This window comes from Phreatobacter aquiterrae (assembly GCF_053471285.1).
Genome location: NZ_JBJPHW010000016.1, coordinates 16,462 through 30,661, shown reverse-complemented (window position 1 = coordinate 30,661; position 14,200 = coordinate 16,462). Strand labels below are relative to the sequence as shown.

14 protein-coding genes are annotated in these 14,200 nt (G+C 66.7%); 8 read left to right on the top strand and 6 right to left on the bottom strand.

Going from position 1 to position 14,200, the window contains the following annotated elements:
- The first annotated feature begins 43 nt into the window (after positions 1-43).
- The 4 genes from ACJ4V0_RS19650 (at position 44) to ACJ4V0_RS19635 (ending at position 3,815) form a co-directional block, all read left to right on the top strand.
- A complete protein-coding gene (locus ACJ4V0_RS19650) occupies positions 44-925 on the top strand; it encodes an alpha/beta hydrolase (protein ID WP_448301304.1) in 882 nt (293 codons plus the stop codon).
- 2 nt (positions 926-927) lie between these two features.
- A complete protein-coding gene (locus tag ACJ4V0_RS19645; protein WP_448301303.1) occupies positions 928-1,983 on the top strand; it encodes an Ldh family oxidoreductase in 1,056 nt (351 codons plus the stop codon).
- Positions 1,984-2,069: 86 nt separating this feature from the next.
- Positions 2,070-3,032, top strand: coding sequence for a Bug family tripartite tricarboxylate transporter substrate binding protein (locus ACJ4V0_RS19640; protein ID WP_448301302.1), 963 nt, complete (start codon positions 2,070-2,072; stop codon positions 3,030-3,032).
- Between the two features lie 60 nt (positions 3,033-3,092).
- The gene (locus tag ACJ4V0_RS19635) at positions 3,093-3,815 is read left to right on the top strand and encodes a c-type cytochrome (protein ID WP_448301301.1); all 723 of its coding nucleotides are present in this window, start codon (positions 3,093-3,095) and stop codon (positions 3,813-3,815) included.
- Positions 3,816-3,975: 160 nt separating this feature from the next.
- On the opposite strand, the gene ACJ4V0_RS19630 is transcribed toward ACJ4V0_RS19635, so the two are convergent.
- The 3 genes from ACJ4V0_RS19630 to ACJ4V0_RS19620 are packed head-to-tail and all read right to left on the bottom strand — an operon-like array spanning position 3,976 to position 7,333.
- Complete coding sequence (locus ACJ4V0_RS19630) at positions 3,976-4,299, bottom strand: hypothetical protein (RefSeq protein ID WP_448301300.1); 324 nt, start codon at positions 4,297-4,299, stop codon at positions 3,976-3,978.
- Positions 4,287-6,788 (bottom strand): cytochrome c oxidase subunit I, encoded by a 2,502-nt coding sequence (gene ctaD, locus ACJ4V0_RS19625; protein WP_448301299.1) that lies wholly within the window; start codon positions 6,786-6,788, stop codon positions 4,287-4,289. The genes ACJ4V0_RS19630 and ctaD overlap by 13 nt, the downstream gene beginning before the upstream one ends.
- Complete coding sequence (locus ACJ4V0_RS19620; RefSeq protein ID WP_448301354.1) at positions 6,785-7,333, bottom strand: cytochrome c oxidase subunit II; 549 nt, start codon at positions 7,331-7,333, stop codon at positions 6,785-6,787. Before ACJ4V0_RS19620 ends, ctaD begins: the two co-directional genes overlap by 4 nt.
- A gap of 135 nt (positions 7,334-7,468) precedes the next feature.
- Between ACJ4V0_RS19620 and ACJ4V0_RS19615 the strand changes: the two genes are divergently transcribed.
- Positions 7,469-7,963, top strand: coding sequence for a DUF2231 domain-containing protein (locus ACJ4V0_RS19615; protein WP_448301353.1), 495 nt, complete (start codon positions 7,469-7,471; stop codon positions 7,961-7,963).
- On the opposite strand, the gene ACJ4V0_RS19610 is transcribed toward ACJ4V0_RS19615, so the two are convergent.
- Together ACJ4V0_RS19610 and ACJ4V0_RS19605 are read right to left on the bottom strand one after the other, a co-directional pair.
- Positions 7,933-8,412, bottom strand: coding sequence for a CopD family protein (locus ACJ4V0_RS19610; protein ID WP_448301298.1), 480 nt, complete (start codon positions 8,410-8,412; stop codon positions 7,933-7,935). The two genes, ACJ4V0_RS19615 and ACJ4V0_RS19610, sit on opposite strands and share 31 nt — an antisense overlap.
- Before the next feature lie 8 nt (positions 8,413-8,420).
- On the bottom strand, positions 8,421-9,146 hold the full coding sequence (locus ACJ4V0_RS19605; protein ID WP_448301297.1) for a cytochrome c oxidase assembly protein: 726 nt from the start codon (positions 9,144-9,146) through the stop codon (positions 8,421-8,423).
- A gap of 368 nt (positions 9,147-9,514) precedes the next feature.
- On the opposite strand from ACJ4V0_RS19605, the gene ACJ4V0_RS19600 reads away from it, so the two are divergent.
- The gene (locus ACJ4V0_RS19600; protein WP_448301296.1) at positions 9,515-9,730 is read left to right on the top strand and encodes a hypothetical protein; all 216 of its coding nucleotides are present in this window, start codon (positions 9,515-9,517) and stop codon (positions 9,728-9,730) included.
- Positions 9,730-12,240 (top strand): DNA ligase D, encoded by a 2,511-nt coding sequence (gene ligD, locus ACJ4V0_RS19595; protein WP_448301295.1) that lies wholly within the window; start codon positions 9,730-9,732, stop codon positions 12,238-12,240. Before ACJ4V0_RS19600 ends, ligD begins: the two co-directional genes overlap by 1 nt.
- On the opposite strand, the gene ku (ACJ4V0_RS19590) is transcribed toward ligD, so the two are convergent.
- Positions 12,237-13,055 carry a non-homologous end joining protein Ku gene (gene ku, locus ACJ4V0_RS19590; protein WP_448301294.1) on the bottom strand — a complete coding sequence of 273 codons (819 nt, stop codon included), beginning with the start codon at positions 13,053-13,055 and terminating at the stop codon, positions 12,237-12,239. The genes ligD and ku (ACJ4V0_RS19590) overlap by 4 nt on opposite strands.
- Positions 13,056-13,152: 97 nt before the next feature.
- On the opposite strand from ku (ACJ4V0_RS19590), the gene ku (ACJ4V0_RS19585) reads away from it, so the two are divergent.
- Complete coding sequence (gene ku, locus ACJ4V0_RS19585) at positions 13,153-13,980, top strand: non-homologous end joining protein Ku (RefSeq protein WP_448301293.1); 828 nt, start codon at positions 13,153-13,155, stop codon at positions 13,978-13,980.
- Positions 13,981-14,200 lie beyond the last annotated feature (220 nt).

Genomic DNA, 14,200 nt, shown 5'->3' with positions numbered 1-14,200 from the left:
TCGCGCCCCATGGCGCCACCCCCATGATCCGAGGAAGCGACCCATGGAAGAAAAGCTCTCGTTCCAATCCGACGGCCTGAAGCTCTCCGCCGTGCTGCACGTGCCGGAGGGCCGCAAGCCTGGCCAGCGGCTGCCCGCCTTCATCGTGCTGCACGGCTTCGTCGGCTCGAAGGACGAATCCCATGCGGAGATCCAGGCGCGCATGCTGGAGGAGATGGGCTACGTAGCCCTGCGCTTCGATTTCCGCTGCTGCGGCGAGAGCGAGGGCGAGCGCGCCCAGGTGCGCTGCTTCGACCAGGTGGCCGACGCCAAGAATGCGCTGACCTTCCTGCAGGCGCGCGAGGAGGTCGATCCGGCCCGGATCGGCGTGCTCGGCCACAGCTTCGGCGCGGCAGTCGCGGTCTATGCGGCCGGCATCGACAGCCGCTTCGCCTGCGTGATCTCGTCCTGTGGCTGGGGCGACGGCGAGCGCAAGTTCCGCGGCCAGCATCCGACGCCGGAGGCCTGGGCCAAGTTCACGGACCTGCTCGAGAAGGGCCGCCGCCACAAGCAGGAGACCGGCGAGAGCCTGTGGATCTCGCGCTTCGACGCGGTGCCGATCCCCGAGCCGCTGCGCAAGAACCTCTCCCCGAAGGCGATCATGGAGATCCCGGTCGAGACGGCGTGGAGCATGTACAATTTCCGGGCCGACGACGTCGTCGGCGACATCTCGCCCCGCCCCATCCTGTTCTTCCACACCGCCAACGACTCGATCACCCCGACCGAGCAGTCGATCCGGATGTTCGAGAAGGCCAACCAGCCGGCCGAGCTCTTCCTGGTGACCGGAACGTCGCATTTCCCGCTCGCGCCGCAGGATGCGCCGCGCACCAAGGCCATTCTCAAGGGTTGGCTGGACAAGTACCTGCCCTCGCCGCTGGGAGCCTGACGATGGCGGCGGCGCTGGAACCCGGCCGCATTGCGGCCGACGTGCTGGAACGGTTCTCGGCCGATCTCCTGGCGGCGGGTGGGTTTGCGCCGGATCACGCGCGGGAAACGGCCGCGATGCTCGTCTGGGCCAACCTGCGCGGCATCGACTCCCACGGGGTTCTCAGGATCCCGCGCTATGTCGAGATGGTGGAACTGGGGCTGATCAATCCCGGGGCCGACATCCGCCGGGTCGCGGGTCGCGGCGCCGTCTGCGTCATAGACGCCGACCAGGCGCCGGGCTCCGTCGCGATGAACGTCGCGACAGCAACGGCCATCGGGCAGGCGCGCGACCATGGTGTCGGCTGGTGCGTGGTCAGGAAGATCACCCATGCCGGCGCCATCGGCTTCTATGCCGAAAAGGTGGCGAAGGCCGGACTTGTGGCCATGGTCATGACGGCGTCGAAGCCGCTGATGATCTATCACGGTGCGCGCGCCGAGGGGGTCTCGACCAACCCGCTCGCAATCGCGGCGCCGACCGCTGATCCGGACCGTCCGGTCGTCTTCGACATGTCGACCGCTTCCGTCGCAGCCGGCAAGATCACCGCCGCGAAAGATGCCGGCCGTGCGATTCCGCTCGGCTGGGCGGTGGATGCGGAGGGGCGCGAGACGACTGATCCGGCACAGGTGAAGGCGGTTCTTCCCATGGCCGGGCCGAAGGGCACCGGCCTGTCGCTGATGATCGAGGTGCTCGCCAGCGTGCTGGTCGGCAACCCCCTGATCGCGCAAGCGCTCAACGGGAGCAAGGAGCCGGGCGGAAACGGCGTTGTGGTGGCACTGGACCCCGAGGCTTTCGGCGCTGCCGGACAGTTCGTCGAGGGCGTCAGCGCGCTTGCGGCGGCTGTGAAGGCCCTGCCGCCGGCTGCCGGAACGCCGGTGGTTCTCCTTCCCGGCGAGCGTGGCAATGGCGAGCGTGACCGCCGCCTCGTCTCGGGAATTCCGATCGTGAAGGGAACGGCGGCAAGGCTTGCGGCCCTGGCCGGCAAACTTGGCGTTGCAGTGCCTGCGGAACTGGCCTGATCGGGCCGGTTCTCCCGTCGCGTCCGGGGTCCATCGAGGACCGGCGCGGAGTTCGAAATCAAGAAGAACGCACACTGGAGGAAACGATGAAGAGAACCCTGGTGGCCCTGCTCATGGGCCTTGTCGCAATGGCCTCGCCTGCGGTCGCCAACGACTTTCCGAACCGCCCGATCCGAATCCTTCATGGGTTCGCGGCCGGCGGAAATGCCGACATCGTCGCCCGCATCATGGCCGAAGAGATGCGCAAGACGCTCGGCCAGAGCCTCATCGTCGAGGCGCGCCCCGGCGCCGGCGGCAACATTGCCTCGCAGGCGGCGGCGCGGTCGGATGCCGACGGCTACACCATCGTCCTCCTGACGACGGCCCACGCCATCTCTCCGGCGCTGATCAAGACCCTGAATTTCGATCCGGTGGCCGATTTCCAGTTCCTGTCGATGGTTACGGACTTTCCGTTCTTCCTCGTCGTCAACGAAGCTTCGCGCTTCCGCACGATCCAGGACCTGGTCGCCGAGGCGCGCGCCAAGCCCGGCGTCCTGACGGCGGGCACCGCAGGCGTTGGAACCGGCCATCACATGGGGCTCGAACTGATGTCGAGCGCCCTCGGGGTGAAGTTCGTCCACGTGCCCTATCGGGGCGACTCAGGATCCATCACCGGAGTTCTCGGCAACAGTGTGGACTTCATCATCGCTCCCGGCGCCGGCGTCCTCTCGACCATCGAAGCCGGCAAGCTGCGCGCACTCGCGGTCACCGGGCCGCGCCGGTGGGACGCCACGCCTGCCGTTCCCACGCTCTCCGAGAGCGTTTCGCCCGGCCTCGAAATGATGGCCTGGATCGGCTTTGCCGCGCCGCAGAACACCCCGCGACCAGTCGTCGACCGTCTCAACGCGGCCATCCGCCAGGCCGTCGAATCGCCCGAGGTGCGCGCGCGCCTTGCCGGGCTCGGCGGTTACCCCAGCGCCAGCACGCCGGAGGAAATGACGCGGAAAGTCGCGGCCCAGATCGCGCTCTGGAAGGACGTGGCGGCGAAGGCCGGAATGGTGGCTCAATGACCCGGTGAGCGGAGGCTGTTCCCGACGAACAGGTCTCCGTGGCGCGGATGCTGTCCGGCCATGCTGTGGAGCGACCAGGCAAGCACGGGCTCAAACCCGCGCTTGCCTGAACCACTGATCGATCGAGGCCGGCGCGTCCACCGAGCCAGGCGGTGGAATCTGCCGGGTCACCTGCAAGGCGGCGAAATCGACAACTGGGCAGCCCCCGATATCCGCGCCGGGCGCCACGGCGGCATTTCCCACTGGTCGGACGCCGAGATCGTCGAATACCTGAAGACCGGACGCAACGCCCATACGGCTGCGTTCTCGTCGATGGCCGAGGTCATCGCCTATTCGACGCAGTTGATGACGGAGGCCGATCTGTCGGCGATGGCCGTCTATCTGCGCAGTCTCGACAGTCCGGCACGCAGCCCAGCAGCCCCTCCGGCCCCCGGGGTGATGGCCGCCGGCCGGGCGATCTATGCCGACAATTGCAGCGCCTGCCATCGTTCCGACGGGTCGGGCGTCCCTCGTCTCTTCGGGCCTCTCGCCGGATCCAACAAGGTGAAAGACCCGAACCCGACGACGCTGATCCGCATCGTGCTGGAGGGGGCCCGCTCGGTGCCCACCCAGGCGCGGCCGACTCCGCTCAGCATGCCCGCCTTCAATTGGAAACTGACTGACGCCCAGATTGCGGCGGTGATCAGTTACGTGCGCTCCAACTGGGGCAACGCGGCACCGCCCGTGACGGAGGATACCGTGCGAAGCCTGCGCCAGACCCTCCGGCAATCTGCGGCGCACTGATCGCAGCGCCGGAGCAGCGTTGCTGCGGGGACCGCCCCGCCCCGAAAGGATGGCGGGTCGCCGTGGGGCGAGCCGATACGAGAGGGTGGGCCGGTCCCGTCGCCAATGTCGCGTGCGCGCAACACGTGTGAGGGCTCGGCGACCCGCGCGAGGATACGGACTACAGGCAATGGGCCGGAAGCAGAACCGGCGCGCCGGTGAAGACGAGGCCGCCCAGCCCAGCGAGCGCGGAGACCAGCCCGATCGTCCGGAGGAAGCCGGAGTCCATCATTCCGTCGCTCCGGTACAGGATGATGGCCCAAGCGAGACCCAGGCCGACGAACAGGAGCCAGGTCGCGATGAGGGTCGCGGACAGTGCGGTCAGCGGCCCAACCGGGATGGCGCCCCAACCGGCGGCACAACCGAACCCGTGCAGCGCATAGAGAACCGAAAAGCCGATCGTCCAGATCAGGAGACCGGCCAGAACCTTCGTCACCAGCGCCATGACGACATCCCCGGGATCGCAATGGCGCAGATCACAGCCGCACCGGCAAAGACAGCATAGCCGCTCCAGAGGCAGGCCACCCTGATCTCGAGCGAGCGGGCTGCCGAGACGAAACCACGCGCGAGGCGCTGTCCGGCGAAGGCCAGCATGGTGCCGGCGACGACGAGATGCACGCCGGCATAGGCCACCAGGACCCAGATGACGGCGTCATAGGCATGGGCGGCCGGCGACCCGGCTCCACGCCAGGCCGTGAGAAGGAGACCGGCCAGCGCCAGCGCCATCAACCCGGCGGAGAAAAAGGAGCTTCGTGCTGCCGCCACCGTCCGGCCTGAAACGTTGGCATGGCGGGCATGGCGCGCGGCGACGAGCGCCAGTGCCATTGCGCCGAAGGTGACGAGGATGGGAATGAGCGTCGCTGAGAAGAGCCTGGGCGGCGGCCAGCCGGGTGCGACCGTCGCAAGGAAGGCATAGCCGAAGATCAGGGCCATGAAGAAGCTCGCGTCGGCGACCAGCGTGAAAATGCTGCCCCACCAGCCGGGCGCCTCGGCCGCCTCGTGGTGGGGCGGAACGGTCACACCCCCGCCCGTGTCCACCGGGCCGACATCGCGGCGGGCGCCGATGTGCCAGGCCCAGAGCCAGACCAGCACCGTGACGGCGACCAGCGAGAGTGGCGTCAGCCAGTAGAGGCCGAAGAGCATGGCCAGGAAGAAGCTGCCCGTCGCCAGGGCGGTGAGGACCGGAAGCAGGGAATTGCCGGGCAGGACGACGATCTCGGTGACCCGCCCGGACTGAATGTCGACGCCCAGCGTTTCGCGGAGCCCGTCGCGCGGTGTCGACAAATGTCCCTCGCCGGCGGCGAGGCGAGTGGCCAGATCCGGCGCCTCGGTCAGGGGATGGCGGCCAGTGATCGTGGGCAGGCCGGCGAAGTTGTAGGAAGGGACGGGACTGGGCATGGCCCATTCCAGCGTATCGGCCGACCAGGGGTTGCGGGGCGCGCGACGCCCGAACATGACGGCGAGGCCGATATCGACCAGAGCGACCGCGAAGCCGAAGGTCATGACGAAAGAGCCGATGGAGGAGACGAAGTTGGGGACGTCCCAGCCGAGCCCGGCGTCATAGGTGAAGACCCGCCGCGGCATGCCGAGAAGGCCGGTCAGATGCATGACCAGGAAGGTGACGTTGAAGCCGACGAACACCAGCCAGAACGCCAGTGCTCCCAGCGGCGCATGCGACATGCGTCCGGTGATGCGGGGCAGCCAGTAGTAAATGCCGGCCATCATCGGAAACACGAAGCCGCCGATAAGCACGTAATGCAGGTGGGCAGTCACGAAGGCCGTGTCGTGGACCTGCCAGTTGAAGGGCACGATGGCGAGCATGACACCGGTGAGCCCGCCGATCAGGAAGACGGCGAAGAAGCCGGCGATGTAGAGCATCGGCAGCCGCAGCATCGGTCGCCCGGCCCACATGGTGGCGAGCCAGGCGAAGATCTGCACGACGGTCGGCACCGCGACGAGGGCGGAAGCGGCGGAAAAGAAGGCGAGCGCCAGATGGGGAATGCCCGTGGCGAACATGTGGTGCACCCACAGCCCGAAGCTGAAGAAGCCCAGGACAACGATCGACCCGACGACCCAGCCGTAGCCGATCAGCGGGTGGCGGACCATGGTGGGCAGCACGGTGGAGATCACACCGGCCGCCGGCAGGAAGATGATGTAGACCTCCGGGTGTCCGAACAGCCAGAACAGATGCTGCCAGAGCAGCGGATGGCCGCCCTTGCCGGGGTCGAAGAACGGCCAGCCGAAGGCGCGCTCGAGTTCCAGCAACGTCGAGGCGAGGATGAGGGGCGGAAAGCCGACGATCATCATCAGGGCGGTGACGAGGATGTACCAGGCGAAGATCGGCATCCGCGACAAGCTCATGCCGGCGGCCCGCAGCTTGAGAATGCTGACCGTCAGTTCCACCGAGGCGCAGACCGCCGAGATCTCGACGAAGGTGATGCCGAGCAGCCAGACATCGGCATTGATCCCCGGCGTGTAGGTGCGCGAGGCGAGCGGCGTGTACATGAACCAGCCGCCGTCCGGCGCCAGCCCCAGAGCCATGGCCGTCAGCAGGATGAAGCCGCCAAAGAGGTAGCACCACCAGCCGAAGGACGACAGGCGCGGAAACGCGAGGTCCCGTGCTCCGAGCATTTTCGGCAGCAGGTAGAGCGCCAGCCCCTCGAAGAAGGGGATGGCAAACATGAACATCATCAGGCTGCCGTGCATCGTGAACAGCTGGTTGAAGATGTCGGGCCCGACGAAGGCGGAGCGCGGCGAGGCGAGTTGCGCCCGGATCATCATGGCCAGCACGCCGCCGATGGCGAAGTAGATGAAGGCCGCGAACATGAATCGCTTGCCGAGGTCGCTGTGGTTGACGTTGATCAGGACGCCGCGGATCCCGGCAGGGGTGCGCCAGATTGCGTCGAGCGCCTGATGGCGTTGCAGCGCGGTCATTGTGTCCGTCCCGCATTCAGGGCGGTCCAGGCCGCAGGATCGTGCGCCTCGACGACGAAGGTCATGGCGGTGTGGCCGGTGCCGCAGAACTCGGCGCACACGCCGCGATAGATGCCAGCCGCGTCGGCACGCAGGATCAGCCGGTTCCGCGTGCCGGGAATCGCATCCATCTTGCCGCCCAGACGTGGCACCCAGAAACTGTGGATGACATCGCCACTGACGAGTGTCAGTTCAACGGGCTCGCCCGCGGGAATGTCGAGGACGTCGATGCGGCTGACCAAACCGGCGGGAGCCTCGCGGGTGAACTGCCACCGCCATTGCTCGGCGCGCGCCTCGATCCGCACGGTGGGTGTGGTGCCGGCGGCCGTGATCTTCTCGCCGAGCACCACCCCGTAGACGATGACGACGGTCAGCGCGACGATGGGAAAAACAAGGCCACCGCCGATCAGAAACAGGCGGACGGGAACCTGACGGCTCCGGGCGCCTTTGAAGGAGAGGGCGAAAAGCCCCATGATGAACACGAAGGTCGGAACGGCGATGATCATCAGCACCACGAAGATCTGCAGGATGCCGCCCGCTGCAGGGCTCGCCGGATCGAGAGCGGACAGCGGCCCGGCACAGCCGCCGATACCTGCAACGCCAACCCCGAGGACAACGTGACGGACAGCCGCAACCGGAATATCGGGGCGACCGATCTCGATCCGCTCCACACGCGCCAGACGCTCGACGACACCGAGACGCGGATCGCCATTGCAGGCCATCCGATCCACGCCATGCTCGTCGCCTTCCCTATCGCGCTGACGGTCTGCACCTTCGGCGCCGACGTGTTCTATTGGTGGTCGGGAGACGCCTTCTGGGCGCGGACTGGCCTCTGGGCCATCGGGATCGGCTTCTTCATGGGGCTGCTCGCCGGAATTTCCGGCACGGTCGAACTCCTGCTGGTACCGGGCATCCGCGCGCGTGCGGCAAGCTGGACCCATTTCACCATCGCGGTCGCGCTGCTGTCGATGCTGGGCGCCAATTTCGGCATGCGCCTGTCCGGCTACGAACAGGCCGTCCTGCCCTACGGCATCCTGCTGTCGTTCCTGTGCGTGGCCTTTACAGGGCTGACGGGCTGGCATGGGGGCAAACTCGTTTTCGACTATCAATTGGGAACGGTGGGCAAGGGCAACTGACGATTCAGCGGGGAGCGCAGCCAGTCCGGCGCCAATTCGGGCGCCAGGACGGGCTTGGCGAGGACGAGGACGAGGATCGACGTCATCACGAGGCAGGCGGCCGCCAACACGACCGCAGGATGGACGAGACGCCTGATCCGCCCCTCCTCCCCGAGAACCGCGACGCAATGGCCGAGATAGGTGTGGATCACCACGAGCGCCCCGACGAGGCCGAGCTTGACGAACAGCCAGGGGGTGAAGAGGTCGCGCGCGAAAATCAGGAAGCCGCCGGCGATGGTGGCGACGACTGCGGCGGGACTGACGCAGAAGATATAGGCGTTGTGGGCGAAGATGCGCATCCGCGCCGCCTTTCCCTCCGTCGCGTGGGCCTGCGATTCCGTGAGCAGCAACGGCAGGACCAGAAGACCCGCGCACCAGATGGCGAGCGCGGCGATGTGGATAAATTTCATGAGCGCGATCAAGCCTCTACCCCCCGCACGGCGCGGCGCGCTGCTGTCATGGAGAACAGGCCGTAGAGGAAAAAGGCGGGGACCCACATGATCAGCCCACCGAGTTGCTGGTCCGACAACGCATTGAGGCCCCAGGCGAAGGGCGCGACGAAATGGGCCGCATAGAGCGGCTCGGGTGCGAGGGTGAGGACGGCCGCGAGCAGGCCCATCTGTCCTGCGCTGGCGCCAACCGCCAGCAGCGCGCCCACCGGGTGCCCCTCGCCTCGCAGGACGGCATGCCAGAACCAGACGAAAGACCCGAGCAGCGCGAGTTGCAGGGCCCAGTAGAGCAGACTGCTCGACAGGGCCGCCTCGTAAGCCGCTGGAACATGCCAGACCCAGAGGACGACCGACGAGACCGCGAGCGCGGCACCGATACCGCCGGACCCGAACCTGCGCGGCATCGCCAGGGCCATCAGTGGCGCCACGAGCGCAACCAGCAGGACGTGATGAAGGGAGCGCGCGGCAAACAGCGCCGACGTCAGGGCGCAGAGCGGAGAGACGAACGCGAGGATGAGACCGAGATAGGCGGCGCCGAAGAAAAGGGGATTGCGATCGTTGCGGCCGAACCGCAGCCACAGCCCGAGCAGGACAAGCAGCGCCACCAGAAGGACCGGATCAAAGTTCCACCGTCCCCAGAGATCGGCTGGCACCGGCGCGACCCCGCAATAGGGCATACGCACATCCCCGGTCAAAAACTCACTCCGCGCGCAAGAGTCTGGTCATTCGCCACGTCCGCCCCCGCGCTTTTCGCCGATTACCGCATAGGTCAACGCGCGACTGCGCGTTTCCGGCGGAGTGACAGAATGCCGCGGTATCGGAGGGGACCATTGGCCGCCACACACCGGGACTTGCGGGAAGCAAGGCCATTCCGCCCAGCATGGGCCCGACCAATCCCCGCGCCGTGAATTCATCTTTGGACCACGGTCTCCGAGCGTTTCGGGATTGCGTCGGACTGCCCATTCAGGATCCGGCCAGGGCCGCAACCTGGGCCCGCGGTGTCGCGCCGGAACACGGCGGGGGCGGCGGCGTTTTCCATCAGCACGCGACAATGAGGACCGCCATGGACATCCGCGACAGGCTGATACTGGCGCTTGCGGCGCAACTGCGAGCCGAAAGGGATACGCGGCAGGCTTTCGCCGAGGCGGTGCGGGGCGGCCTGGGCCGGGAGGTCATGGTGGCCATGCTGGAAGATCCCGTCCCGGCCATCACGCAACTGGATCTCATGGCGGCAGATGCCGCCGCCGCCAGCATGCAGTCCCGCTTCAGGGCCGCCTGATGGGCAGGGCTCGCGCGGCCACCAAGCTGGGGACCTATCGCTCCAAGCGCGACTTCCGAACCACGGCTGAGCCCTCGGGCAGGATTCCCCCGCGCCCGACTAAATCGGTGGGCGGGAGCTTCGTCGTGCACAAGCACGCGGCGCGTCGGCTCCATTACGATCTGCGGCTCGAGCATGACGGCGTCCTGTGGAGCTGGGCGGTCACGCGCGGACCAAGCCTCGATCCGGACGACAAGCGCCTCGCGGTCCATGTCGAGGATCACCCTCTGGACTACGGCACGTTCGAGGGCACGATCCCGAAAGGCCAGTATGGCGCCGGAGCGGTCATCGTCTGGGATCGCGGGCGCTGGATACCTGAGGGCGATCCGGAAGCCGGGATGGCCAAGGGACATCTTTCTTTCACGCTCGAGGGTGAGCGCCTGGCGGGGGGATGGCACCTCGTCCGCCTGAAGCCGCGCAAGGGCGAGACCCGCGACAACTGGCTCCTGATGAAGGCGCAGGACGATGCCGCCTCCAGGCGCGACATCCTGATCGGCGAGCCGACTTCGCTGGTCTCGGGCCTCACCGTCGAGGACGTCGCAGCCGGCAAGGCGCCCCGCAAGACCTCTCGAACGTCGGAGACGCAGAAATCGGGCGTCGTTCCGCGCGCGCAATCCCGCGCCGCCACTGTACCGGCCTTCGTGCCTCCCTGCCTCGCGAGCCTCAAGGACCGGCCGCCAACAGGCGAGGGCTGGGTGCATGAGGTCAAGTTCGATGGCTACCGCGTTCAAGCGGTCCTGTCCGGCGGCCGAGTCCGGCTGCTGACCCGCACCGGGCTCGACTGGACGGCAAGGTTCGGGCGCGATTTCGCCCGGGCATTCGACAGCCTTCCCTGCGACAGCGCCGTCGTCGACGGCGAGATCGTGGTGCTCAACGACTCGGGAGTGTCGGCCTTCAAGGAACTGCAGGCGGCCCTCTCAGAAGGTCGCCGCGAGGGCATGGCTTATTATGCCTTCGACCTGCTGCATCTCGACGGTCGCGACATCAAGGATGAGCCTTTCCTCGCCCGGAAGGATCAGCTGGCGCATCTGCTCCAAGGCACCAAAACAGGCCCCCTGCGCCTCAGCGAGCATTTCGGGGATGCCGGCGAGGTCATGCTCGACCATGCCTGCCGCATGGGTCTCGAGGGTGTCGTCTCCAAGCGACTCGACGCGCCCTATCACAGTGGCCGCCGAGGCGACTGGATCAAATCCAAGTGCACCCATGCGCAGGAATTCGTCATCGTCGGCTATGTGCCGTCGAACGCCGGTCGCAACCGGATCGGCTCCCTGGTCGTCGGCTATCATGACCAGGGCACGCTGCGTCTCGCCGGCAGGGTCGGCACCGGCTACCGCGGGGCCGTCGCCATCGATCTGAAACGGCGCCTTGACCCCCTGCGCCGCGATCGCGCTCCCGTCGAGGCCAGGGCGGCGCAGTCGAGGGGCGTTGTCTGGGTCGAGCCCGAGCTCGCGGCCGAAGTCGAGTTTCGCGGCTGGACCGGAGACGGATTGCTGCGGCAGGCTGCGTTCAAGGGACTGCGCGAGGACAAGCCGGTGGGCGAGATCGTGCGCGAGGGGGCAGAGGACGCGCCGGTGCCCGAGGAGCGCGGCGGAAGGCGAAAATCTGGTGTTCGCGCAGCGGCTCCGACCGTGTCGACCACGGTCGTCCTGTCCAGCCCCGACAAGGTTCTCTGGCCCGATGCCGCACTGACGAAGGCGGGACTGATGGAGCACTATCAGGCCGTCTGGCATCGAATGGAGCCGCTGGTCGTGCGGCGACCTCTCAGCCTTGTGCGCGCGCCCGACGGCATCGGGCAGCAGACCTTCTTCCAGAAGCATGCCTCTCCCGGAATGGGGACGGCTGTCCGAAGCCTCAAGCCCGGCTCGGGGGGGGACGCGCTGCTCTATGTGGAGGATTTCGACGGCATCGCATCGCTCGTGCAACTGGGCGTCGTGGAGATTCATCTGTGGGGCTCGACAGTCGATGATCTCGAGCGGCCGGACCAGGTCATCTTCGATCTCGATCCGGGACCCGGAGTAGATCTCGACGCGGTGCGCGAGGGCGCGCTGGAAGTGCGCGACCGGTTGAAGAGCATCGGGCTCGACAGCTTCGTGAAGCTGTCGGGGGGCAAGGGCTTTCACGTCACCGTCCCCCTCATCCCCAAGGCGGACTGGAAGGAGACGAAGGCCTTCGCCCGCGGCTTCGCCGAGGCCATGACAAAGGCCGCGCCCGATCGCTACACCGCGACGCTGGCCAAGAAGGCGAGGCACGGCAAGATCTTCATCGATTTTCTGCGCAACGGTCGCGGGGCAACGGCAGTGGCGCCCTATTCGACCCGGGCACGCGCGGGGGCGCCCGTGGCAGTACCGGTGACCTGGAGCGAAGTCGAAGGTGGGCTGGAGCCGAATGCCGTGCGGGTCGGCGCGGCCTTGCCCCCGGCGGATCCGTGGCGGGATTTCCGCAAGGCGGCCGAGCGCCTGAAGACGGATTAGCTGCGCTTTCCGCGGGAGGCTGGCGGCTTTTTCCCCGAGGCGCCGAGGCTCTTCCGCAAGGCTGCAAAGAGGTCCACGACGTTGTCGCCATCCTGCGCCTTGGCCGCGCCCTTGCGAGGGGGCCGCAAGGCCTTCTTTGACTTGATCAGGCTCAGCAGCGCGTCCTGCACCGGGTCCTCGACCATCGTCGGACTCCATTTCCGGGTGCGCTCCTTGATGAGGCTTCGGGCGAGAACCATCGCCTTCGATGGAGGAGCATCGTCTGCCGCCGCTTCAAAATATGCGTCCTTGTCGCGGACCTCGTCGCCGTAACGGAGCGTCCAGACAATGATCCCCTTGCCTCGCGGCTCCAGCATCACCGCACGTTCCCGGCGATAGAGGACAAGCCGCGCGATCCCCACCACGCGGGACGTGGCCATCGCCTCGCGAATGACGGTGAAGGCTTCCTCGCCGACCGGGTCGTTGGGCATGAGAAAGTGCGGCTTGTCGAGATAGATCCAGGGAATGGTGTGACGGGGAACAAACTGCTCGATGTCGATCGTGCGCGTGGTTTCCAGGGTGATCGCCTCGAGGTCCTCGTCCTCGAGAATGACGAACTCGTCCTCGCCCGAGGCATAGCCTCGCGACTGATCGTCGTTCTCCACCGGAGTTCCGGTTTCGGAATCGACATAACGGCTCTCGACCCTGTTGCCCGTCTTGCGGCTGAGGGTATGGAAGCGAACCTTCTCGCTCTCGGTCGTTGCCGGCGCCATGGCGACCGGACAGGTCACGAGCGACAACTTCAGATAGCCCTTCCAGAACGCGCGATCGGCCATGTCGTCCCCCCACGCACATCAATGCCCGGGGGCTGCTGCCGGTTCCGGAACTCCGATGGTTCCCTGACGTTCTCTGGTGCAGGCAAGGAGAACGGGCATGGCGAGCGTCAGGGCCAACTGGAAGGGCTTCCTCAAGATCGGCGAACTGTCCTGCCCTGTTGCGCTCTATACCGCGGCCTCCACCACCTCCCGCATTGCATTCCATACAATCAATCGAAAGACCGGCAATCGCGTTCGCCGCGAGTTCATCGACGGTGCGACCGGCGAGCCTGTTGCGCGTGACGATCAGGTCAAGGGCTATGTGCTCGACAATGACCGTATCGTCATGATCGAGCCTGACGAGATCGCCAAGGCTGTGCCGGACAGCGACAAGACCTTGTCGGTGGAGGCCTTTGTCGCCTGCGATGATATCGACACGCTCTATTTCGATCGCCCGTACTTCATCGCGCCCTCGAGCAAAGCGGGTCAGGAGGCCTTCGCCGTCATTCGTGAGGCCATGAGAAGCGCCTCCGTGGCGGCGCTCGCACAGGCGGTGCTCTTCCGGCGGGTCCGCAGCCTGATGATACGGGCCGACGAGCAGGGACTCGTCGCACACACCCTGAACTATGACTACGAGGTCCGCTCGGCCGCCGAGGCCTTTTCCGATCTGCCCGACCTGAAGATCAAGAAGGACATGCTCGAACTCGCCCGGCACATCGTCTCGACCAAGGCCGGCACCTTCGATCCGGCCACCTTCGACGATCGCTACGAGGAGGCTGTCGCCACCCTGGTCAAGGACAAGCTGGCGGGCAAGACCCCGAAGCGGCGGAAGGAGAAGCGTGCTTCCAAGGTCGTCGACCTGATGGCGGCGCTGCGCGAAAGCGCGGGTCTAACCGGTGTCGCCGCGAAAGGGGACAGCAAATCCAGGCCCAGGAAGGCGGCCTGAATGCTCGGGGAGCGACCGGGCGCTTCCCCGGCGCAACCCCCGATCAGAGCGCGCCCAAGTTGAGCCGGGCGCGCGATATCATAGCCCAGACGAGGCCGTCACGTTTGTTGGGAACCCGATGCCCCCTGATACGTTGTTTCCCGATTTCCCGTTTTTCGAGGGGCAGAAACTGTGCGTGGACGAACGGCGGCTCAGCCCCTTGATCTTCCTGCGAACGCGC

Coding starts and splice junctions, on each gene's coding strand:
- ku (WP_448301294.1), bottom strand. CDS start 13,055: ATGGCCGATCGCGCGTTCTGGAAGGGCTATCTGAAGTTGTCGCTCGTG.
- ACJ4V0_RS19630 (WP_448301300.1), bottom strand. CDS start 4,299: ATGGCGCTGGTGACGAAGGTTCTGGCCGGTCTCCTGATCTGGACGATC.
- ACJ4V0_RS19640 (WP_448301302.1), top strand. CDS start 2,070: ATGAAGAGAACCCTGGTGGCCCTGCTCATGGGCCTTGTCGCAATGGCC.
- ctaD (WP_448301299.1), bottom strand. CDS start 6,788: ATGACCGCGCTGCAACGCCATCAGGCGCTCGACGCAATCTGGCGCACC.
- ACJ4V0_RS19610 (WP_448301298.1), bottom strand. CDS start 8,412: ATGAAATTTATCCACATCGCCGCGCTCGCCATCTGGTGCGCGGGTCTT.
- ligD (WP_448301295.1), top strand. CDS start 9,730: ATGGGCAGGGCTCGCGCGGCCACCAAGCTGGGGACCTATCGCTCCAAG.
- ACJ4V0_RS19650 (WP_448301304.1), top strand. CDS start 44: ATGGAAGAAAAGCTCTCGTTCCAATCCGACGGCCTGAAGCTCTCCGCC.
- ACJ4V0_RS19620 (WP_448301354.1), bottom strand. CDS start 7,333: ATGATCATCGCCGTTCCGACCTTCGTGTTCATCATGGGGCTTTTCGCC.
- ku (WP_448301293.1), top strand. CDS start 13,153: ATGGCGAGCGTCAGGGCCAACTGGAAGGGCTTCCTCAAGATCGGCGAA.
- ACJ4V0_RS19645 (WP_448301303.1), top strand. CDS start 928: ATGGCGGCGGCGCTGGAACCCGGCCGCATTGCGGCCGACGTGCTGGAA.
- ACJ4V0_RS19635 (WP_448301301.1), top strand. CDS start 3,093: ATGCTGTGGAGCGACCAGGCAAGCACGGGCTCAAACCCGCGCTTGCCT.
- ACJ4V0_RS19600 (WP_448301296.1), top strand. CDS start 9,515: ATGGACATCCGCGACAGGCTGATACTGGCGCTTGCGGCGCAACTGCGA.